Origin of the sequence: Acinetobacter sp. MF4642, from assembly GCF_002018925.1 — a bacterium.
Taxonomy (GTDB): domain Bacteria; phylum Pseudomonadota; class Gammaproteobacteria; order Pseudomonadales; family Moraxellaceae; genus Acinetobacter; species Acinetobacter johnsonii.
The window spans coordinates 46,257-67,225 of the sequence record NZ_MVON01000013.1 but is presented as its reverse complement, the minus strand read 5'-3'; the positions used below and the strand labels follow the sequence as shown (position 1 = coordinate 67,225).

The following is a 20,969-nucleotide window of genomic DNA, read 5'->3' as shown; positions in this document are numbered from 1 at the left end:
AATGCATTTCACTACAGTCTGAAATAACTTTTCAGGCTTATTTTTAGTTTAAGTATTGCAACGCTTGTGCAAAAACCTGCTCGGGTGACTGTGTTGCATCCAAGCGTTTGACTCGCTCAGGATATTGCTCCCATAACTGCTGATAACCCGCTCTGACTTTTTCAAAAAAAGTGACTTTTTCTTGTTCAAAACGATCCAAAGCCCCCCGTTCACGCGCACGAGACATGCCTGTCTCAATCGGGGCATCGAGCCAAAATGTAATATTTGGCATATGGCTGACAAAATTTTCATTCAGCAGTTGCAGCTTCGACTGGCTTAAACCACGTCCTGCACATTGATAAGCAAAGCTGGCATCGGTAAAACGGTCACACAGTACGGTTTTATATTCCGTTAAAGCAGGCACGATCACTTGTTGTAAATGCTGTGCGCGAGCCGCGTACATCAGTAGCAGTTCAGTATCATTCGACATCGACTCTTCATGATTGACTGACAATAATAGCGAGCGAATTTGCTCAGCCATTGGTGTACCACCTGGCTCACGCGTTAAAACAACCTGCTGACCTTGTTGTTCTAGATGCTCATAAATTTTGCGAATCAGTGTGGTTTTACCGACACCTTCTGTGCCCTCAAAACTAATAAACATCTATTCATCCTTCTTGGTTTTTAAAACGCTGAGATATTCTTTTACAGCTTGGTTGTGCTGCTCTAAAGTCTCACTAAATGTGTGCCCACCATTGCCCGTTGCAACAAAGTAGATGTTTTTACTGCTGTCTGGATGCATAGTGGCTTCAATGGCTTTTTTACTTGGCAAAGCAATTGGTGTAGGAGGTAAACCATTGATGGTATAAGTATTATAGGCTGTTGGGGTCCGCAAGTCTTGACGGGTAATGTTGCCTGTGTATTTATCGCCCATACCATAGATCACCGTTGGGTCCGTTTGCAAACGCATGCCGAGTTGAAGACGACGCGCAAACACACCCGAAACTTGCTCCAGTTCGCGGTCAACATTGGTTTCTTTTTCAATGATAGAGGCCATGATCAGGGCTTCGTATTTGTCTTTATACGGCAAATTTGCCGCACGGTTTGCCCACGCTTCATCTAAAGCTTTCATTTGGCGTTTGTATAAATCCGTTAAGATTTTTTTGTCTGACTCCCCTTTGGCGAAGAAGTAAGTATCGGGGGCAAAAAGCCCTTCAGCATGCGTATACGGAATATCTAACGCTTTTAAAAGCTGATCCATGGGTAAATTGGAGACTTCCTTTTTAACCAATGCATCCTTTTTCAATGCCTCGATCAGCTGTTTAAAGGTCGTCCCTTCAATCACCAATATACGATTCATCTCGGCATTATCGACATTGGAAATCATATCCAAAACTTGGCGAATACTCATACCTTCACGCACTTCATAAACACCGGCTTTCAACGTGTCATGAATAAATATTTTTTGATAAAGCTTTAAAATAATGGGAAAACTAGCCATGTCTTCTTTGGCTAAGCGGTCAATAAAACCGGAATAGGTATCGCCAGAGTTAATTGCCAATAACTGTTTTTTACCCTCGACAGGATAAGATTTAAACAAACTCGACCACAGTACAATCATCAATAAAACAATGATGCTCACAGCAATCAATAACAACCCTTTCATTTTTCGTTTGGGTGGTTGCGTTTTCTTTTTCGATTTGGTTTTGGCTGCGGACATACTACTGCATCTGATTAAGTTGAAGACGATGGAACAAATCTATACACGGCTGAACATCTAAATACTGATGATTCAGACTTTTGGCTATTTTCATAGGACTCAAGGCATTGCAGAAAAATAAACTTTGAAAGCGTGGAATTTCTTCCATATCAATCATTCTCAGCTCACAGCTCATTCCTTGTTGCTGCATCCGTGCCAATATTTCGGCACGCATGACACCATGCACGCCATTATAACGAAGTTCGGGACTAATCCATCGATCATTTAGCAGAATGAAACAATTACTGCTCACACCTTCAACGACAGAACCTTGCACATCTGTGACCAACGCTTCCAACCAACCGTGTTGTTCTGCTTCATGCTTGAGTAAGACTTGCTCTAAACGGTTTAAGCTTTTCACACCCACCATTTGCGGCATACTTAACCCCATCGCATGTTGCAGTACCCCTGAATCAATTTCGCTGTATGTCAAAGCCTCTGATGCTTGCGGATAGAAAAAAACCCAAATGTCAGCAGAATGTGTTGGCAAACTATAACCGCGCTGCCCTTCACCCCGACTAATAATAATTTTCAGAGTGCCGTTTAAGTGTGCATGGGTTTGTTTTAATTGCACGATGCTGTGCTGAATAAAGGCTAAATCTGCTGACAACAACAGTCTTTCACAGGCCAATTTCAAGCGTGCTATGTGTAGAAGCTCTAGTTCGATCACACCATCACGGATACGCGCTGTACTAAAACAACCATCTCCATAGTGAAATGCACGATCTAATAATTCTATTTGTTTGATTTCCTGTGCATTTTTATAGCAATGCATGCCAATCTACCCTGAAATAATTTTCTGCTTTAGTTTAATGAATTCTAAGCAGAACTCTTTTTCTTTTTTATTCATATAAAATTCATTTTTTATTATTTTTTTAGCAATAAGACTCGCAGTATTCTTGCCTCATGTTTAAAAACGTTTAAAATTTGAGGTCTCACATGAGCTTATCTAAGTTAAAAATTGGGGTACTAGCGGCGCTAGTTTCAGTCACATCTTTTGGTGTTGCAGCAAAAGATTTCCTTAACGTGTCGTATGATCCAACACGCGAACTCTATGAAGACGTCAACAAACAGTTTGGCGCTTATTGGAAACAACGCACAGGACAAGACATCAACTTTAAACAGTCTCACGGCGGCTCGGGTAAACAAGCTCGTTCAGTGATTGATGGTTTAGGTGCGGATGTAGTGACCCTTGCACTTGCAGCAGATATCGATGTGATTGCTGAAAAAGCAAAACTTTTACCGACCAACTGGCAAAAGAAATTACCCAATAACTCGACACCATATACTTCAACTATCGTGTTCCTCGTCCGTAAAGGTAACCCTCAAGGCATTAAAGACTGGGGTGACCTCGTTAAGCCGGGTGTTGGCATTATTACACCAAATCCAAAAACATCAGGTGGTGCACGCTGGAACTACTTAGCAGCTTGGGCTTGGGCGAAACATCAACCTGCGGGTAACGATGCAAAAGCACAAGAATTCGTGCGTAAAATTTATAAAAATACCAAAGTACTGGATTCAGGTGCACGTGGTGCAACCACAACCTTTGCTGAACGCGGTATCGGTGATGTTCTCTTAGCATGGGAAAATGAAGCACACTTAGCAATTCGTGAACAACCGGGTAAATTTGAGATCGTGACGCCTTCGCTATCTATTTTGGCAGAACCACCCGTTGCCATTGTTGAAAAGAATGCGGAAAAAGACGGCAATCTGAATCTGGCGAAAGCATATCTCAACTATTTGTATTCACCTGCTGGACAGGAAATTGCAGCGAAAAACTTCTATCGCCCACGTAATGCAACTGTCTTGAAAAAATATGCAACCACATTCAAACCGTTGAAGTTGGTGACCATTGATAAAGAATTTGGTGGTTGGAGCAAGGTACAAAAACAGCACTTTGAAAATGGTGGTGTATTTGACCAAATTGTGAAAGCCAATACGACGAAATAAAACCGAGTCCAGTAAATAGCTGTAAGGGAGCATCGACATGATTCATACTGTAATTGTACCAGGCGTGGGTGGGAGTGAACATGACCACTGGCAATCATGGTTACAACGTCAGCTCAAGTCGTGCTCTCGTGTGCAGCAGCAGGATTGGAATAAACCCATACTCCATGAGTGGGTTGAGCAATTTATCAAAACGGTTCAATCCATTCAGGAACCGATTCAAATTGTGGCGCATAGCTTTGGCTGTTTAACGACAGTCGCTGCTCTAGCACAGCATCCTGAACTAAATCAAAAAATCAAAAATTTAGTTTTGGTTGCGCCGGCCAACCCTGCTCGCTTTGGTGATGCTGGTTTTGCTCGTGAGAGCCAAAACGACTATCAACAGTATTTCCACCAAGTCAAGCTACAAGTTCCTACCCAAATGATCATCAGTGAAAATGATCCTTGGCTTAATTTTCAAGATGCGCTGCAACTGGCAAAAGCATGGAAAATTAGGCCTAAGAACTTGGGGCAAGTCGGACATATTAATGTTGCGTCAGGTTTTGGGCCATTCCCTGAAATATATGATTTTTTGATTTCAGAAAGTGTGCTAAAAAACATTAGTTTTTACAATGAAAGCAAGTATTTATTTAAATTTTCAATTTAAACACTGTAAATGATACTTGTGCCGAAATTCAGTTTTATTTGAGCTGACTCTTTTTAGGTCAGCTTTCTCTCTTTGAGGAGTAATCATGTCGCAGCGATCCCGAGTGCTGCCAGGATTTGGTCTTTCTCTAGGCTTTACCCTAGCATATTTGTCATTAATCGTTCTTATTCCATTGTCCGCTGTTTTCATTAAATCTTTAGGCATTGGTTGGGATGGTTTATGGGAAATTTTAAGTTCAGAACGTATTTTAAAATCTTTGCAGCTCAGTTTTAGTACAGCCCTGATCGCCGCGTTTATTAATGTGGTTTTTGGTCTCCTTCTGGCATGGTGTTTAGTTCGTTACCGTTTTCCGGGTAAACGCATTGTAGATGCCTTGGTCGACTTACCATTTGCCTTACCCACCGCTGTTGCAGGTATTGCACTCACTTCGCTTTATGCCCCTACAGGTTGGATCGGTCAGTATCTTGAGCTTTTAGTAATTCAAGTGGCCTATACCCCAATTGGTATTACATTGGCACTGATTTTTATTGGTATTCCTTTTGTGGTACGGACTGTGCAACCTGTTCTCAGTGACTTGGAAACAGAGTTAGAAGAAGCAGCATCAGCATTAGGTGCCAACCGTCTACAGATTGTGACCAAAGTGATTTTGCCAATTTTATTTCCAGCACTCATCACCGGTTTTGCACTTGCCTTTGCTCGTGGCGTCGGTGAATACGGTTCAGTGATCTTTATTGCAGGGAACCAACCGTTTAAAACAGAAATTGCGCCGCTCATGATTATTTCACGCTTAGAAGAATATGACTATGCAGGTGCAACCACGATTGCAGTCGTCATGTTGGTGCTGTCTTTTACCATTTTATTCCTGATTAACTTGTTACAAGCATGGGCAAGCCGTCGTACAGGGAGAACAGCACGATGAATATCAACAGTAATGCGCTTGCTGAAAAGCTACAATCGCGTGATGCAACACGTGAGCCAACTTGGGTTCGCTACACTCTGATTACGATTGCTCTGCTGTTCTTTTTAAGCTGTTTAATCCTACCGCTGATTTTGGTGTTCGTTGAGGCCTTTAAACAAGGGGTCGGTGTCTATGCACAAGCTTTGGTTCATCCAGACACGCTCTCCGCAGTCAAACTCACTTTATTAACCGCAGTGATTGCAGTTCCTCTGAATGTCGTGTTTGGTGTTGCAGCAGCTTGGTGTGTAGCCAAATTTAACTTCCGTGGTAAATCTATCTTAACCACGATTATTGATATGCCATTTTCAGTATCCCCTGTTATCGCGGGTTTAATGCTGGTGCTGATTTTTGGTACGCAAGGTTGGTTCGGTAGTTGGCTCATGGATAATGACATCAAAATTCTGTATGCCGTTCCTGCCATTGTATTAGCAACAATCTTTATCACCGTTCCTTTTGTTGCACGTGAACTTATTCCGCTCATGGAAGCCCAAGGAACTGAAGAAGAAGAAGCTGCGATTGTACTCGGTGCATCAGGCTGGCAAACCTTCTGGAAAGTAACCCTACCCAACATCAAATGGGGTTTAATTTACGGCGTCATTCTGTGTAATGCACGTGCAATGGGTGAATTTGGTGCGGTATCGGTCGTTTCAGGTCATATTCGTGGTGAAACCAATACCTTGCCTTTACATGTCGAGATTCTCTATAACGAATATACCTTTAGTGCGGCTTTTGCTGTGTCTTCACTCTTGGCGCTTTTAGCGATTGTGACCCTTGTGTTAAAAACATGGGTTGAGCTTCGCCAAGAAAAGCAAAACAAACATAATGATTCAACAGTTTAAAGGAATGACCTCATGAGTATTCAAGTTAAAAATATTGAAAAACACTTTGGTGCATTCCATGCACTGAATAACATTTCTCTCGATTTTCCTGATGGTCAATTGGTTGCATTACTTGGCCCATCCGGCTGTGGTAAAACCACCCTGCTTCGTATTATTGCAGGGCTTGAGTCCGCAGATGGCGGCCAAGTCTTCTTGGAAGGTGAAGATGCAACTAATGTACACGTACGTGAACGTGAAGTTGGCTTTGTATTTCAGCACTATGCCTTGTTTCGCCATATGACCGTATTTGACAATATCGCCTTTGGTCTCCGCGTTCGCCCACGTGCAACACGCCCATCTGAAGCTGAAATTAAAAAACGTGTCACGCGTTTACTGGACTTAGTCCAATTGGGGTTCTTGGCAGATCGTTACCCAGCACAACTCTCAGGCGGCCAGCGTCAACGTATTGCACTGGCACGTGCTTTGGCAGTTGAACCACGCGTACTGTTACTGGATGAACCTTTTGGTGCTTTGGATGCAAAAGTACGTAAAGAGCTCCGTCGTTGGTTACGTACTTTGCATGATGAACTGCATATTACCTCAATCTTTGTAACGCATGACCAAGAAGAAGCTTTAGAAGTCGCGGATCAAATCATTGTGATGAATAAAGGGAATGTCGAGCAAATTGGATCACCCCGCGAGGTTTATGAAAAGCCTGCAACGCCGTTTGTGTTTGACTTTTTAGGTCAAGCAAACCGTTTCGAAGGTCAAAATAACGCAGGGACGATCCAAATTGGTGAAGACCGTATTCAATTGGACTCTTTACGCAATGCACCTTCGGGTGACGTGATTGCTTTTGCTCGTCCAGATGAATTACGTATCCATGCACAGCCGCAAGACAATGCCATCCAAGCAACGTTCGTTCGAGAATTATGGATCGCGGGCAAAGTGGTTGCAGAGCTCCATGATCGCCAAGGCAAACTGATTGAAATATCCCTGACTTCTGAAGAAGCAAAATTACACCAATTTAGACCTAATCAAACGGTATGGTTAAGCCCATCAAACTTGCATTTATTTGCAAAACCTGCGGCTTAAGACCAATTGAATGGGGCATGTTAAATGCCTCATTCATCATAAAAGAGATCCAAAACTATGAACTTTCAACAACTCAGAATTATTCGAGAAACGGTGAGACAAAACTTCAACCTCACCGAAGCCTCTGCTGCACTATATACCTCTCAGTCAGGCGTCAGTAAGCACATCAAAGACCTAGAAGATGAATTAGGCGTACAGCTTTTTATTCGTAAAGGGAAACGCTTACTCGGTTTAACTGAACCAGGTCAAGCACTACTAGGCATTGTTGAACGCATGTTGGTCGACGCGGACAATATTAAACGTCTTGCAGATGATTTTAACCGTGTCGATGAAGGCACTTTGACGATTGCAACTACACATACGCAAGCGCGTTATGTGCTACCGCCGATTGTCAATCAATTCAAAAAAGAGTTTCCAAAAGTTCATCTTATTTTGCAACAAGCCAGCCCTGTTGAAATTACCGAAATGCTTCTACAAGGTGAAGCTGATATTGGTATTGCAACTGAGTCACTCACCACTGAGGACAATCTGGCTAGTGTACCGTTCTATAATTGGCAGCACAGTATTATTACCCCACAAAGCCACCCACTGGCGAGCAAGCAAAATATTAGCATTGCAGACTTAGCTGAATATCCACTGATTACCTATCACGGCGGTTTCACAGGCCGTTCAAAAATTGACAAAGCATTTGAAGATGCCGGTGTGGATGTCGACATCGTAATGTCTGCTTTAGATGCCGATGTGATTAAAACCTATGTTGAACTGAATATGGGGGTTGGTATTGTCAATAATGTGGCTTATGACGTTGAACGTGACTATCGTTTAAAACAAATTCCAACTGATATTTTTGGGCTAAACACCACATGGATTGCAGTGCGTAAAGGTCACCTCCTGCGTGGTTATGGCTATGAATTTATCTCGTTGTGCTCACCAGATGCAGACATTAAAGCACTTAAAAGAGTAGCTTATCCAGAAGACTAAACCATTCTTATTTTCAAAAAGAGGCCTCCAAGCCTCTTTTTTTATTTTTAAATCCATATACTTTAAACGGGTATGGTGTATTATTTGATCAACTGATAAAAACAATAGTGAGCAATAACAGTGAGTAAAAATCTGTTGGGCTCTCCATTACTTTGTTTATGTTTCTATTCGTCGGGATCATGTTTTGCTGCTGCTTTTGAACTGTCAGGTCAAACAATACAACCCTTTTTTGAACGTGGAAATTATGCAGAAATTTCTCTGGCTTATATTGATCCAGATGTTTCTGGCCAAGTTCAGCATACAGAGATACTGCAACAGTTTGGCATCACTGACTTTTCAACAGGCAATTTAAGCAATGAACAAGTAATGCTGGGAGCTGCACTAAAACTCCAACTAAATTCTCAATTCAACTTTGCTGTCATTTATGACCAGCCTTTTGCTATAGACATCGATTATCACTATCGCCCAAAGATTTATGGTGAAAGTCATGAGGTTGAATCTGCCGATATCGACTTTGAAAGTCATAATCTCAGCTCGCTTTTAGGCTATCAATTCAGCCCACAATGGGAAGTCTATGGTGGTTTAAGCTATCAAAGTTTTGCAGGCTCTTTAAAAGCCCAAGGTCAGACCTATTCTGTGTTTGATGGCTATGATGCCAAGTTTAAGCAAGATGAAAGCTTGGGCTGGTTAGCAGGGATTAGTTATCAAATTCCTGAATATTATTTTAGAACATCTTTGACCTATCGCTCAGCCATTAAGCATGAAATGACCACAACAGAGTCTATCGAGGTCGGCGTAGACACCCCCAATGTGATGGAGGTGAAAACACCACAATCGGTAAACCTTGATTTCATGACAGGACTCCCTTATCAAAATATCTTGTACGGAACGCTACGCTGGGTGAATTGGCAAGACTTTGTCATTCAACCACCCAAATTTCAAGCCGTGATCGATTATGCAGCGATACTTTACCCTGAAGCCAAAGACGTCAAACTTATTCAGTACAATGAAGATCAATGGTCTGCAAAACTTGGCCTAGCACACGTATGGAACAAAAAGTGGTTGAGTACTATGGAACTGCTCTGGGACTCTGGGATTAATAATCCTGCATCTACGCTTAATCCAAGTGATGGTTATCAAGGTATTGGTCTAGGCAGCATGTACACATACAACACTGAATTTGATATCGCGGCTGGTCTATATTATTTGCGTTTTAAGAAGTCTAAAACATCTTCTGACTCAAACCCACTGGCAAACATTACAGGACTTTCAGCGCTGAATGATAATGATGCATGGATCTTAGGACTCAAATTTGCCCATCATTTTTAAAGAATTTAGCTAAAGTCAGACATAAAAAAACGAGCCGAAGCTCGTTTTTTATGTGTTAATTACCAGTGGTAACTTACACCTAGTTTTGCAACTGGCATCCACTCGTATTTATCGTCATTCGCAATTTTACGCGCTTCATTATCAGCAGCAGTTTGACCTGAAGTTGAACCACCGACTTCTTGTAATCCTGTCGCTGTTAAATTTACAGAAGGGTTACCTGTGTAGTAAGCACCCACTTCACCAAATACACCCCAGTTTTGATTAATCTTAGGTGCTAAACCAAAACCTACATATGGAGCAATATCATTTTTATATGCTAAAGAACCATCGACAGAACCACTACCTGATGGAGCATTGAAGTTCTTACCATCAATTTTGATTGTGTCATTTGAATTATTCAAACGTTTGCTCAATGCATAATCGTTATCAATGTAACCTACACCAGCTGCAACGTATAAACCTTGAGCCCATCGATTTGTACTTGTACCCCATGGACGAATCTCAGCATTTAAATAAGCAAGGCTGTTGTCCATATCCATGTCGTATTTGGTGCCATCGATAGACAAATCATCAGACCATGAAATGTCACCACCGTTGTAACCTAACGCTAAACCCACATATGGGTTAGCTGTCCACAACAAAGCGCCACCATAACCTGTTGTACCGACTTCAGCACGAACACCAGTAGGAATTAATTTATTTTGGTCAAAAGCATAACCATCTTTTACGACTGCATCATCAGCAAAAGCTGTACCTGCGACTGCTGACATTGCTGCTGCAATTGCAACTAAACGTAATGATTTCATGTTTTTTTCTCCTCCAATCAAAGATTTTTTACATCATTTACAATTTTTTGATGAGCCCATCTTAAAACACCCTCTGACTGTTTTTTATTCTAGATTTAGGTTGTTTTTGTTATTTTTTGATACATTTTATACTTTCTTGTTGTTTTAAATCACAATTCTTTACTTAATCCTCCAGTTAAACCAGCCCTAAAAGTCTTATATCCAATCATTCATTATTATTTCCGATCCTATGCTGTTTTTTCATCTATTCTCTGCACAATTTAGTGTAAAATCAGGAAAATTTTTTTTCTGGAAGGAAGATCATGTCTCAGCTTTCAACAATTATTGAACAAGCGTTTGAAGACCGTGCGAATTTTACAGCAGCGGACTGTCCTGCTGAAGTTCGTGCAGCAGTTGAAGAAGTCATTGCTGGTTTAGATAACGGGACATTACGTGTTGCTGAAAAAATTGATGGTGAGTGGGTTGTTCATCAATGGGTGAAAAAAGCTGTGCTTTTATCATTTAAACTAAATGACAACAAACCAATTGAGTCATGTGACCTTCAATTCTACGACAAAGTAGATACTAAATTTACAGGTTGGACTGAAGAACAGTTTAAAGCGGCTGGCGTACGTGTTGTTCCTCCTGCGGTTGCCCGTAAAGGTTCTTTCCAAGCGAAAAACGTGGTGTTAATGCCTTCTTATGTGAACATTGGTGCATATGTTGACGAAGGCACCATGGTTGACACATGGGCGACTGTTGGTTCATGTGCTCAAATTGGTAAAAATGTTCACCTATCTGGTGGTGTAGGTATTGGTGGTGTTCTTGAGCCACTTCAAGCGAACCCAACGATTATTGAAGACAACTGCTTCATCGGTGCACGTTCTGAAATCGTAGAAGGTGTGATTGTAGAAGAAGGTTCTGTAATTTCTATGGGCGTGTTCATCGGTCAATCAACTAAGATTTTTGACCGCGCAACTGGCGAAATTCACTACGGCCGTGTACCAGCAGGTTCTGTTGTAGTTGCGGGGAGCTTACCTTCTAAATGTGGTACTTACAGCCTGTATGCTGCAATCATCGTAAAAAAAGTAGATGCACAAACACGTTCTAAAACGAGCTTGAACGATTTACTACGCGACGAATAATTTTTAGTTGTCGTGCGGAACTCAAGTTCCTCATCTCTACGGTTAAGACTAGCCGTAGAGATTTTTGTTTTTCTAACCTGTGGTTTAATTTTGCTATGAATACGCTTCGATCTTCTGCTATCCCTGTTTCTGATCCTTCTGCGGGTCTACGTATCACGGAGATCTTTTATTCTTTGCAAGGAGAAGCCAACACCTCAGGACTGCCAACAGTTTTTATTCGTTTAACGGGTTGTCCACTACGTTGTACATACTGCGATACGACCTACTCGTTTGAAGGTGGCGAACGCCAATCTTTAGATCAGATTATTCAAACCACGCTTGATTTTAAAACCCCTTATGTCTGCGTGACAGGTGGTGAACCTCTTGCACAGCCCAATGCGTTGCCTTTAATGCAACGTCTTGCTGACCTCGGCTGTCAAGTCTCTTTAGAAACCAGTGGCGCTTTAGATGTGTCTAAGGTTGACCCACGTGTTTCAAAAGTATTAGATTTGAAAACCCCAACTTCAGGTGAAGTTGCACGAAATTTGCTTTCGAATCTCGACCATTTAACCCAGCACGACCAAATCAAATTTGTCATTTGTAACCGTGAGGATTATGAATGGTCAAAACAGCAAGTTGAAGACTATAAACTCAATGAAAAAGTCAGCACAGTATGGTTCTCTCCTGCTTTTGCCGTTGAGAAAGGTGCTACTCGTTTACCTCAACTTGCACGTGACTTAGCGCAATGGATATTAGAAGACCATCTCCCTGTTTGCTTCCAACTCCAACTCCACAAGTTGCTTTGGAATGACGAAACTGGTCGCTAATACATTGCCTATTCATCTTTAATTTATATTTGGAGAAATTTGTATGCGCCCTCGTGCCATAGTTTTGTTATCTGGCGGTTTAGACTCAACAACTTGTTTAGCATGGGCGCAAGCACAGTATGACTGTACAGCGCTCAGCTTTATGTATGGTCAACGCTCAACCACTGAGCTCGATGCCGCACGCGAACTGACAAAAAAAGCAGGCGTAGAACATCGTGTCATTAATATCGACTTAGGTAATTTGGGCGGTTCTGCGTTAACAGACCATAGCATTGATGTTCCAGATCATGAACAAGTCGGTATTCCTGTAACTTATGTTCCAGCACGTAACACGATTTTCTTATCTTATGCCCTAGCAGCAGCAGAAGTTTTAGATGCCGAAGCCATTGTGATTGGTATTAATGCTGTTGATTATTCAGGGTATCCAGACTGTCGTCCTGAATTTATTGAGGCATTTGCCAACATGGCTCGCCTTGCAACCAAGGTTGGCGTTGAAGGAAAACCTCTTAAATTTGAAACACCTCTGTTACATTTATCCAAAGCAAATATTATTCGCTTAGGTATAGAACATGGCGTAGACTATAGTCAAACGGTGTCTTGCTACCAAGCAGATGACCAAGGACGTGCTTGTGGGAAATGCGACAGCTGCCGTCTTCGTAAAGAAGGTTTTGCAGATGCTGGCGTAACAGACCCAACGCGTTATATACCGTAACGACAAGGTACAGTTTATGAAAAATTTAAAATCAAACATTTTGCTTTCTACATTGGTGTCTGCAGCTGCATTGTTCGCTACAGCTTCAAATGCTGCTGAATCGAACAAATTACAAGAAGCGTATAAAAGCAGCAATGTAAAATCGGCATTAATTAATGTTTGTAAAGAAGAAACTGCAAAAAGCAAAAAGCTTAGCGCAGCAGAAGTAAGCAAATACTGTACTTGTGCAGTTGAAGCTGATGGTAAGTTGACCAATGCACAAAAATGGGAAATCCAAAGTGCGATCAACCAAAAGAAAAGCCCATCTACTTTAGCTTTTGTACAAAAGCAAAATAAAGACTTGCAAACATGTTTCGGTCCACAGTTAACAGGTAAATTAAAATCTTTAACTGAAGAAGCAATGAAAGCTGCTCCGAAAAAATAATTCACTGAATGTGAATAAAGCCTGCTCTATGCAGGCTTTTTTATATGTTCAAAATAGATAGAATCTGAAAATATGCTCACCCAATGGAATACACGCGCCCAAAATCGCAAATTTGTTGCGTCATATAGTGGTGGAAAAGACAGCAGCCTTGCTTTATACCAAGCTATGCAAATGGGTAAACCTGTTGCATTAATCGTCATGTTAGAAGAGCAAGGTCTGAAATCGCGCTCACATGGGATGTCCCTCGATATTATTCATGCGCAGGCAAAAGCAATTGGGCTTCCCATCTACAGTGCCTCCGCAACGTGGCAAGACTATCAAAGCCAGTTCATTCAACTATTGCAAAAAACTCAAGCACTTGGAGCAGAAACCTTAGTCACAGGTGATATTGATTTAATGGCACATGCTGAATGGAATCAATCCGTTTGCGATAAAAGTGAGCTCAGCTTATGTATGCCACTATGGCAACGTCCACGTTCAGACATTGTGCATGAGTTTATTCAGCTTGGTTTTCAAAGCCTCATAGTTACGGTCAACTTAAACTTAGGCATGACAGTTGAAGACTTAGGTCAAGTGCTTAGTCTTGAATATGTCAATGAACTGGTTGCAAGAGGTATTGACCCTTGTGGTGAAGCAGGTGAATTCCACACTACGGTGATTGATGGCCCAATTTTCAAACATCCACTTTCAGTCGTTAAAGGTGATATTCTGTATAACGAAAATTATGCCTTTTTACCACTTGAATTAGAACACCGCGACATTTAAGGATAGAACATGACTGATACGATCCAACTTCCAAATCAGAACTTTCCAGCCACAACAGGTGAAATAAACTTAACTGAAGTGCCGACTGAGTGGCTAATTGTGTATTTTTACCCGAAAGATTCAACGCCAGGCTGCACAACTCAAGCCGTTGGTTTTTCATGTTTAAAAGATCAGTTTGATGCCTTACAAACCACGATCATTGGTGTTTCACGTGACTCGGTTAAAGCGCACCAGAATTTTACAGAAAAGCAGGCTTTAACCATTAATTTAATTAGCGACAAAGAAGAAGTGCTGTGTAAACACTTTGATGTGATTAAAGAAAAAAATATGTATGGTAAAAAAGTGATGGGTATTGAGCGCTCAACTTTTATTTTCCATAACGGTAAGCTGGTTAAAGAGTATCGTAAGGTAAAAGCTGCGGGACATGCTGAACAAGTTTTAGAAGACTTAAAAGCATTACAAGCTTAATGTACATAAGCCCGCAGATGCGGGCTTTGTTTTTTGTGATTTTTTAATTTATTGTTTTTTATTGCACACGCTTTTTATTTCGCAAGCAGTGAAATGGCGATTCCCCACATCACCAACGCGATGATCCCATCCAGTACATTCCACGCTTTCGGATTGGCAAAAATGGGGATAAGCACACGAGCACCATAGCCCAAAGCAAAGAAAAACAACCAAGATGCACACACAGCCCCCAAAGCAAAGTACGCAGGTTGCTCAAACTGTGTTGAAATAGAACCCAGTAAAATAACCGTATCTAAATACACATGCGGATTAAGCCAAGTCAGCGCCAAACACAGCAAAACAATATTCATTAGATGATGCTTTTCAATGGGACTTAACTCCAAGCCCTGCTGTGATTTGAATGCCCGCAGTGCATGTTGGAATCCGTAACAAAACAGGAAAAGCGCCCCTGCCCATTTGGAAAACTGAATAATTTCAGGATAGTGCTGAAGCACTTTTGAAAAACCCGAAACACCCAAGACAATTAGAATCGAATCCGACAATGCACAGACAAAACATACCCAAAAAACGAACTGCTTTTTGAGCCCCTGTTTAAGCACAAATGCATTTTGAGCCCCAATGGCAATAATGAGGCTCATACCAACTGCAAGCCCTTGTACATATGTACTTAACATTTTGACTTTTCAACTTAATTGATGATGTCAGGATTATCTTTCATTTTTAATTAAATTAAGTATTATTTAGAAAATATCAATATAACTAAAATATATTTAGTTTAAAGTGAGTCCAGATATGCTGAATCATAAACAGTGCGACGCATTTTTAGCTGTGGCAGAAACAGGAAGTTTTGACCTTGCTGCTGAACAGCTATGCATTACTGCTTCAGCCGTCACTTTACGCATACAAAGCCTAGAAAAAAGCTTGGGGCATTTATTAATTGTGCGCGAAAGACCTTGCCGCCCGACACAAGCAGGTCAATCGCTGCTACATTATTTGCAACATAGCCGACTGTTAGAACAAAGTTTCATTCAGAACCTCACGGGTCATATGAACACCTCTGCTTTTTATCAAATCAACATTGCAACCAATGCCGACTCCTTAGCGACATGGCTGTTGCCGTTGCTACAGTCAACATTAATTGAACAAAAGATCGTGGTGCATTTTCAGGTCGATGATCAATCGCAAACCCATCACTTACTTGAAGCCGGTTTGGTGAATGCCTGCGTGACAGATGAATACCAAGCCATGAAAGGCTGCGTAGCGGAATACATTGGCGATATGAACTATCGTTTTGTCGCCACCCCAACTTTTGCACAGCAATGGTTTAAACAAGGCGTTAACCGGGTGTCTCTACGTGCAGCTCCTGCACTGATCTTTAACGCAAAAGATCAACTCCACACCGCGTATATCCAACAAAAGTTTGGCCTCAATCCAACTCAATATCCACATCACTTTATTCCGTCTTCCAGTGCATTTTTTGATGCGGTTACGATGGGACTCGGTTACGGTTGGTTACCCTATTACCAAGCCAAACCGCGTTTGGCGGATGGCTCATTGGTTGAGGTGGATCCTCAACTCAATATCGATTTGCCTTTGTATTGGCATCATTGGAAACAGCAGTCGATGCAGTTAAATCTGCTAACAGATCTCTTGATTGAACAGGCTCACGCAGCGATGAATTAAACAAGACCTGAATAATATAGGTCTTTAAGATATGGAGTCTCTATTGCACTTTCCACTGCCCTGACAGTTGAATATTCACTTTTTCGCCTACACCTCCAATGGCTTTTTTCATGCCAAAGTCACTTCGATTAATCACGGCTGATGAATGAACATCCAGTAGATTGGCATTATTGGCACTCGGTTTTATTGTGGTGCTAAAGCTAACAGGCTTGGTAATGCCGCGAAGTGTTAAGTTTCCAACAATATTATATTGACCACCACCCAAGTCTTTAAAACTGGTGCTTTTAAAATTAGCGGTTTTGTATTTGGATGCATAAAACAAATCTTCACCCAAAATCATATTTTTCAGTGAAGGCTTGCTCAAGCTTAGGCTATTTACATCCATGACAAAATGTGTCGAAGCATGCTGTGGTGCTTTGACATCAAACTGCATGCTGGATTGCACCCGATTAAACTTAGCTCTTACAACAGTTACACCCAAGGATTTAATTTCAAAACCTACATTACTCTGAGGTGTCAATGTCCATGACTGGGCCTGTACTTGAGTGCTGAATGCAAATGTAACACCTGCAATCAGTAAAGCATTTTTAATGACCGCATAACGTGCAATCTGTTTCATCTGTTGTTTTCTATCCATGGAACTCGATCCTCGTCGAAATATTTTTATTCGACTGAGAACATTAGTCTAAATTGGATAGGTCCTGAGTTAAAAATTTGTGTTGTAACTGTTTATATATTTCACTTTGTTGGAATTTATGTAAAAACTCACTGGTCCCCAATGGAAACGCCTGCTCTAAAATATCGCCTCGATAATAAGCCTCACGAACAGGTGTTGCAGACATCGCGTCTTGTAGACTATCGAGCTCAACCATTTGCCACTCAGGAAAAAGCTGTAAATAATACGAGGAATCATCTTTAAAATGGCCAATCAGTCCAACCTTCGCCTCAGGTGTGACTACATGATTCACTACTTTTTTTACCAATTGCACCCATTTAACATCATTATAAACATCAATTACATGTACAAAGTGAATCCGTTTTTGATGCGCCTCTGAGAAGCTCGATAAAATCATTTCTTCACGTTCAGATGCTAAAAAGGGATTTTTCGTATTTCGTTCATTTTGCGCAGAGCCTAAAGCCAAAATGACATTTTCACTTTGCTCTAAAGCAATCTTAATGGTTTGCATATGCGCCAAGTGAAATGGCTGGAAGCGACCAATGAATACGAGATAATCAAATGTATATGGCATAAATCTTTTACTTTTTTATGAACTGGTCAGTTGTGTCGATCATAAAATTATGCGACATAATGAGCCCATAAAATTAAACCAAACTTTCTAGCAAGGATAGTACGATGACACTGAGCTGTATTCAACAACCTCATCAACATTTGAATGCAAAATTAGACAATGGCGTACTGACATTAGCCATTCACCGTCCTGAAGCAAAGAATGCGTTGTATGGCGAACTTTATTTATGGATCGCAAAAGCTTTAGATGAAGCAGATCTAGACAATAGCGTTCGTGCTGTCATTCTACGTGGTGAAGACGCGGACTTTACCGCAGGCAACGACATGCAAGATTTTATGAAATCTGCAGCACAAAAAGGTCAAGCACCTGCGGCTGAAGGCCCTCCATTTATTTTACTTAAATCTGCGGCAAAATTTTCTAAACCGTTGATTGCGGCTGTACGTGGTGTGGCGATTGGTATTGGGGTAACGATCCTGTTACATTGTGACTTGGTTTATAGCGACAACACTGCCCTATTCCAGATTCCATTTGTCAGCCTTGGTTTATCTCCAGAAGGTGCTTCAAGCAAATTATTGGTAGAACAAGCAGGTTATCACAAAGCTGCTGAATTACTGCTGACCGCTCAGAAGTTTGACAGTGCAACTGCAGTTGCTGCAAACCTTGTGAATAGTATTGAAGATGATGTCTATGCTGTAGCAGCTAAAAAAGCGGCACAGTTGTCTGCTTTACCTTTAGCCTCTTTAGTGCAGTCTAAAGCTTTGATGAAGCACAATGTAAATGAAATTGTGGCTTGGATTGATCATGAAGCTGAAATTTTCATGGATCGTGTCGGCTCACCAGAAATGATGGAAGCCGTATCAGCATTTATGCAAAAGCGTAAACCTGATTTCACCCAGTTCAACTAATCCTTGATCGTTGAATCACTAAAAACCACTGTGTTTCATATTACACAGTGGTTTTTTTATTTTCCGTCCCAACATATTTAAGAACCCATTCGGAAAAACTACTTATGTCGAACACTACAGAAAAAAAGCGTTACTTTGAGCCTGCTCCACAAGACATCGATGTCGAAAATTTTAAAAAAGTCATCCAAAGCCGCCGTTCGGTTCGCAAATTTACCAAGAAAGAAATTCCAGCTGATGTGCTTGATGACTGTTTAGATTTGGCCCTACTTGCGCCCAATTCATCTAACTTACAGCCTTGGACTTTTTATGTGGTGCAGAATCCGACTAAGAAAAAACAGCTGGTCAAAGCTTGCCTAAACCAGCTTGCAGCTAAAACGGCGTCAGAACTGATCGTGTGTGTCGCGCGTACAGACCGTAATGATGAAATGGCAAAACGTAATATTACCGAGTTCCCTTTTCCTGAAGCGCCTGCGGCTGTACAGAAATATTATAAGTTCATTCCTTATAACTATAAGACAGGTTATTTCAATGCACTGGGTAACTTTAAGAAAGTGGCTTTCAAAATTGCACGTAGCTTAGACAAACAACTGCCTGTAACTGCGTTTAATCAAGCCGATGCTAAGCTTTGGGCAAGTAAAACCACAGCTTTAGCTTGTGAGAACCTAGTGCTAGCTTTACGGGCTTATGGTTTCGATAGTTGTATGATGGAAGGTTTTGATGAGCCTTTGCTGCGTAAACTGTTAAATCTGAATGATCAGCAATACCCTGTGATGGTGATTGGTGCAGGTGAGCGTGCAGAAGACGGTGTATTTTTTCCGCAGTACCGTTTTGATCGTGAGTTATTTATTCAGAAGGTTTAATATTAGCTTTCTCAATGGAATCCTTTCATTCAAGTTTTAATTTCAGGATTAACCTTCGGTTCGACCTACTTTTCTTTCGGGAAAAGTAGGCAAAACCATTGTCATTCGCAAAACTCGTTCTATTCCGCCTTTTATCAATTTAGTCGCAGAAACTTTATCTGATCAATTAAGTCCTGCCTCAAACAGTTGCGAATGCCGTTAACGTGTCTCAAATATATTTTTAGATTCACCATTGAAGAACATCGACCATCTGAATAAACTCAAAAGCTGGCTCTTCATAGGGATGGCTTAATGTTAAAGCCTTTGCCACAGCAGAGGCTTTTTCCTCTGGAACAATGGTTTCCACCCGCCACTCTGGAATTTGCTCCAAAGTATCCAACTCACCTATAAATGGATTTGCTCCTTTTACAGGTTTAAACTGGCCTGTACCCAAAACCTGCCATGCACAGTGTTCATAGTTTCCTATACCACCTGCCCCTGCTTCAAAAATCGCAAGTTTGGTGGATTCAAGGTGAGATTCGGGAACATAGTAAATAAGTTTGAGCATTAAACTACTCTTTATGAGAATTTGATAATTTTTCGGACTCAGCTCTTATATCCCAAGTTGAGAAAAGAAACACTGACATGGTTCCTGCTAAATTCACTGCTAATTCTGCATGTCTTGGAGCAGGTCTAAAATTAACTTTCCCTTGTCCATGTGCATCACCAACCTTATTTCGTAAAGCCCCTAGTCCTTCAACAATAGAACTACAACCACCTAAGATTTGCTTAAAAGTTTGCTCTGTATGTTGTGATGGAGATAGGTTCAACTTTTTGTTTAATAGACGGTACAAATGATTAATATCAGGACTATTTCCATAATCAACATTGAAGTCATCCAATATATGCTTACAAGTAGATTCCAATAATGTTCTCGACAACGTAATTGCCCCTTCGGGATCTGTACTTCGTCTTTCTAAAGCTTTACCCCATATTTGATGAATGTAATCAGAACTTAAACCTTCAATTTTATTCATCACTAGATGGTCTAATGGAGTTGTATCTAAACTTTCCAAGACATCGAACAATTCATTAAAATCATCATAGATATGTTGTTTACATTCCTCATAACCATTAAAAGTATTTTTTAAATAGTCATTCGCCTGATCTAAAGATCTAGAATTTTTCACTAATGTTGGAAGATAAGGTTTTAGATTATTAATTTTAATCAGCTCATTTCTCAATTGAATAAATGCTTCGTCAGAGCCTTGCTCTAATTTGTCTAAGACTCTAGAGATGATTAACTCTTGTAATAATGAAACTGTTTTTATTAAATCTGTCATTTTTAATCTTAAATATTCAAACTTTAAATATTTTATAAGTATATAAAAATAAAGCCATAAATATTTTTGAATATCTTATCATCAATAAAAATCCACCTTTCGTTGGTTCTTTAACTTTCAAAAATCACATCTGCAATGCATAACCCAAAATCAAAAAGATCAATTGCAAGCTCAAAATCACAGCAAACAACTTCCATCCTTTTTTACGCAATGCAGACTTATCTACTGCTTCGTATGTAACTGTTTTAATCATGTCATCACCTCATACATGAGTGTTGATACTGAAATTGTTTAGTGATCCATCTTTCTTCTATTTTGCATGATATTTGTGC

The 20,969-nt window shown here is 40.7% G+C and carries 26 protein-coding genes; 16 read left to right on the top strand and 10 right to left on the bottom strand.

Annotated elements, in window-relative coordinates; all coding sequences use genetic code 11:
- Positions 1-43: 43 nt before the first annotated feature.
- The 3 genes from tmk to pabC are packed head-to-tail and all read right to left on the bottom strand — an operon-like array spanning position 44 to position 2,513.
- Complete coding sequence (gene tmk / locus MF4642_RS09135; RefSeq protein WP_078425998.1) at positions 44-643, bottom strand: dTMP kinase; 600 nt, start codon at positions 641-643, stop codon at positions 44-46.
- Positions 644-1,645, bottom strand: a complete 1,002-nt coding sequence (mltG, locus tag MF4642_RS09130) for an endolytic transglycosylase MltG (protein ID WP_413772804.1) — start codon at positions 1,643-1,645, stop codon at positions 644-646. It lies immediately after the preceding gene.
- Positions 1,646-1,700: 55 nt separating this feature from the next.
- Entirely contained in the window at positions 1,701-2,513 is an 813-nt protein-coding gene (gene pabC, locus MF4642_RS09125) for an aminodeoxychorismate lyase (protein WP_078425996.1), read from the bottom strand.
- A 164-nt stretch (positions 2,514-2,677) separates the two neighbouring features.
- Between pabC and MF4642_RS09120 the strand changes: the two genes are divergently transcribed.
- The 7 genes from MF4642_RS09120 to MF4642_RS09090 all read left to right on the top strand — a co-directional run bounded on the left by MF4642_RS09120 (position 2,678) and on the right by MF4642_RS09090 (position 9,512).
- Positions 2,678-3,688: a sulfate ABC transporter substrate-binding protein gene (locus MF4642_RS09120; protein WP_004980561.1), complete on the top strand. Its 1,011-nt coding sequence runs from the start codon at positions 2,678-2,680 to the stop codon at positions 3,686-3,688.
- Positions 3,689-3,725: 37 nt separating this feature from the next.
- Positions 3,726-4,331 carry an RBBP9/YdeN family alpha/beta hydrolase gene (locus MF4642_RS09115; RefSeq protein ID WP_078425995.1) on the top strand — a complete coding sequence of 202 codons (606 nt, stop codon included), beginning with the start codon at positions 3,726-3,728 and terminating at the stop codon, positions 4,329-4,331.
- A gap of 85 nt (positions 4,332-4,416) precedes the next feature.
- Positions 4,417-5,250 carry a sulfate ABC transporter permease subunit CysT gene (cysT, locus tag MF4642_RS09110; protein WP_078425994.1) on the top strand — a complete coding sequence of 278 codons (834 nt, stop codon included), beginning with the start codon at positions 4,417-4,419 and terminating at the stop codon, positions 5,248-5,250.
- Positions 5,247-6,128, top strand: a complete 882-nt coding sequence (gene cysW, locus MF4642_RS09105) for a sulfate ABC transporter permease subunit CysW (RefSeq protein ID WP_004980565.1) — start codon at positions 5,247-5,249, stop codon at positions 6,126-6,128. Before cysT ends, cysW begins: the two co-directional genes overlap by 4 nt.
- Before the next feature lie 12 nt (positions 6,129-6,140).
- Positions 6,141-7,202, top strand: a complete 1,062-nt coding sequence (locus MF4642_RS09100; RefSeq protein ID WP_078425993.1) for a sulfate/molybdate ABC transporter ATP-binding protein — start codon at positions 6,141-6,143, stop codon at positions 7,200-7,202.
- A 57-nt stretch (positions 7,203-7,259) separates the two neighbouring features.
- Positions 7,260-8,183, top strand: a complete 924-nt coding sequence (locus tag MF4642_RS09095; RefSeq protein ID WP_062034665.1) for a CysB family HTH-type transcriptional regulator — start codon at positions 7,260-7,262, stop codon at positions 8,181-8,183.
- 120 nt (positions 8,184-8,303) lie between these two features.
- On the top strand, positions 8,304-9,512 hold the full coding sequence (locus MF4642_RS09090) for an outer membrane protein transport protein (RefSeq protein WP_078425992.1): 1,209 nt from the start codon (positions 8,304-8,306) through the stop codon (positions 9,510-9,512).
- 59 nt (positions 9,513-9,571) lie between these two features.
- Here MF4642_RS09090 and carO read toward each other — a convergent pair whose 3' ends face one another.
- Complete coding sequence (carO, locus tag MF4642_RS09085) at positions 9,572-10,318, bottom strand: ornithine uptake porin CarO (RefSeq protein ID WP_078425991.1); 747 nt, start codon at positions 10,316-10,318, stop codon at positions 9,572-9,574.
- 302 nt (positions 10,319-10,620) lie between these two features.
- Between carO and dapD the strand changes: the two genes are divergently transcribed.
- From dapD to MF4642_RS09055, 6 genes are all read left to right on the top strand, one after another.
- Positions 10,621-11,442: a 2,3,4,5-tetrahydropyridine-2,6-dicarboxylate N-succinyltransferase gene (gene dapD / locus MF4642_RS09080; RefSeq protein ID WP_004693827.1), complete on the top strand. Its 822-nt coding sequence runs from the start codon at positions 10,621-10,623 to the stop codon at positions 11,440-11,442.
- 95 nt (positions 11,443-11,537) lie between these two features.
- Positions 11,538-12,248, top strand: coding sequence for a 7-carboxy-7-deazaguanine synthase QueE (gene queE, locus MF4642_RS09075; RefSeq protein WP_078425990.1), 711 nt, complete (start codon positions 11,538-11,540; stop codon positions 12,246-12,248).
- A 43-nt stretch (positions 12,249-12,291) separates the two neighbouring features.
- Positions 12,292-12,960 (top strand): 7-cyano-7-deazaguanine synthase QueC, encoded by a 669-nt coding sequence (queC, locus tag MF4642_RS09070; RefSeq protein WP_004693831.1) that lies wholly within the window; start codon positions 12,292-12,294, stop codon positions 12,958-12,960.
- 16 nt (positions 12,961-12,976) lie between these two features.
- The gene (locus MF4642_RS09065) at positions 12,977-13,384 is read left to right on the top strand and encodes a hypothetical protein (protein ID WP_004693833.1); all 408 of its coding nucleotides are present in this window, start codon (positions 12,977-12,979) and stop codon (positions 13,382-13,384) included.
- A 72-nt stretch (positions 13,385-13,456) separates the two neighbouring features.
- Entirely contained in the window at positions 13,457-14,149 is a 693-nt protein-coding gene (locus MF4642_RS09060) for a diphthine--ammonia ligase (protein ID WP_078425989.1), read from the top strand.
- A gap of 9 nt (positions 14,150-14,158) precedes the next feature.
- A complete protein-coding gene (locus tag MF4642_RS09055) occupies positions 14,159-14,617 on the top strand; it encodes a peroxiredoxin (protein WP_058869344.1) in 459 nt (152 codons plus the stop codon).
- A gap of 74 nt (positions 14,618-14,691) precedes the next feature.
- On the opposite strand, the gene MF4642_RS09050 is transcribed toward MF4642_RS09055, so the two are convergent.
- Positions 14,692-15,291 carry a LysE/ArgO family amino acid transporter gene (locus tag MF4642_RS09050; protein ID WP_078425988.1) on the bottom strand — a complete coding sequence of 200 codons (600 nt, stop codon included), beginning with the start codon at positions 15,289-15,291 and terminating at the stop codon, positions 14,692-14,694.
- A 118-nt stretch (positions 15,292-15,409) separates the two neighbouring features.
- Here MF4642_RS09050 and MF4642_RS09045 point away from each other — a divergent pair, with 118 nt between their 5' ends.
- Positions 15,410-16,300 (top strand): LysR family transcriptional regulator ArgP, encoded by an 891-nt coding sequence (locus MF4642_RS09045; RefSeq protein WP_078425987.1) that lies wholly within the window; start codon positions 15,410-15,412, stop codon positions 16,298-16,300.
- A gap of 40 nt (positions 16,301-16,340) precedes the next feature.
- Here MF4642_RS09045 and MF4642_RS09040 read toward each other — a convergent pair whose 3' ends face one another.
- Positions 16,341-16,937 carry a YceI family protein gene (locus tag MF4642_RS09040; protein ID WP_078425986.1) on the bottom strand — a complete coding sequence of 199 codons (597 nt, stop codon included), beginning with the start codon at positions 16,935-16,937 and terminating at the stop codon, positions 16,341-16,343.
- A gap of 43 nt (positions 16,938-16,980) precedes the next feature.
- Positions 16,981-17,550 carry a nicotinate-nicotinamide nucleotide adenylyltransferase gene (locus MF4642_RS09035; RefSeq protein ID WP_078425985.1) on the bottom strand — a complete coding sequence of 190 codons (570 nt, stop codon included), beginning with the start codon at positions 17,548-17,550 and terminating at the stop codon, positions 16,981-16,983.
- A gap of 104 nt (positions 17,551-17,654) precedes the next feature.
- On the opposite strand from MF4642_RS09035, the gene MF4642_RS09030 reads away from it, so the two are divergent.
- Together MF4642_RS09030 and MF4642_RS09025 are read left to right on the top strand one after the other, a co-directional pair.
- The gene (locus tag MF4642_RS09030) at positions 17,655-18,455 is read left to right on the top strand and encodes an enoyl-CoA hydratase-related protein (protein ID WP_078425984.1); all 801 of its coding nucleotides are present in this window, start codon (positions 17,655-17,657) and stop codon (positions 18,453-18,455) included.
- A gap of 104 nt (positions 18,456-18,559) precedes the next feature.
- Complete coding sequence (locus MF4642_RS09025) at positions 18,560-19,315, top strand: nitroreductase family protein (protein ID WP_078425983.1); 756 nt, start codon at positions 18,560-18,562, stop codon at positions 19,313-19,315.
- A gap of 226 nt (positions 19,316-19,541) precedes the next feature.
- Here MF4642_RS09025 and MF4642_RS09015 read toward each other — a convergent pair whose 3' ends face one another.
- The 3 genes from MF4642_RS09015 to MF4642_RS17250 form a co-directional block, all read right to left on the bottom strand.
- Positions 19,542-19,862, bottom strand: coding sequence for a hypothetical protein (locus MF4642_RS09015; protein WP_058869338.1), 321 nt, complete (start codon positions 19,860-19,862; stop codon positions 19,542-19,544).
- Between the two features lie 4 nt (positions 19,863-19,866).
- A complete protein-coding gene (locus MF4642_RS09010; RefSeq protein WP_078425982.1) occupies positions 19,867-20,637 on the bottom strand; it encodes an abortive infection family protein in 771 nt (256 codons plus the stop codon).
- Positions 20,638-20,761: 124 nt separating this feature from the next.
- Positions 20,762-20,890 (bottom strand): KGW motif small protein, encoded by a 129-nt coding sequence (locus tag MF4642_RS17250; protein WP_004693854.1) that lies wholly within the window; start codon positions 20,888-20,890, stop codon positions 20,762-20,764.
- Positions 20,891-20,969 lie beyond the last annotated feature (79 nt).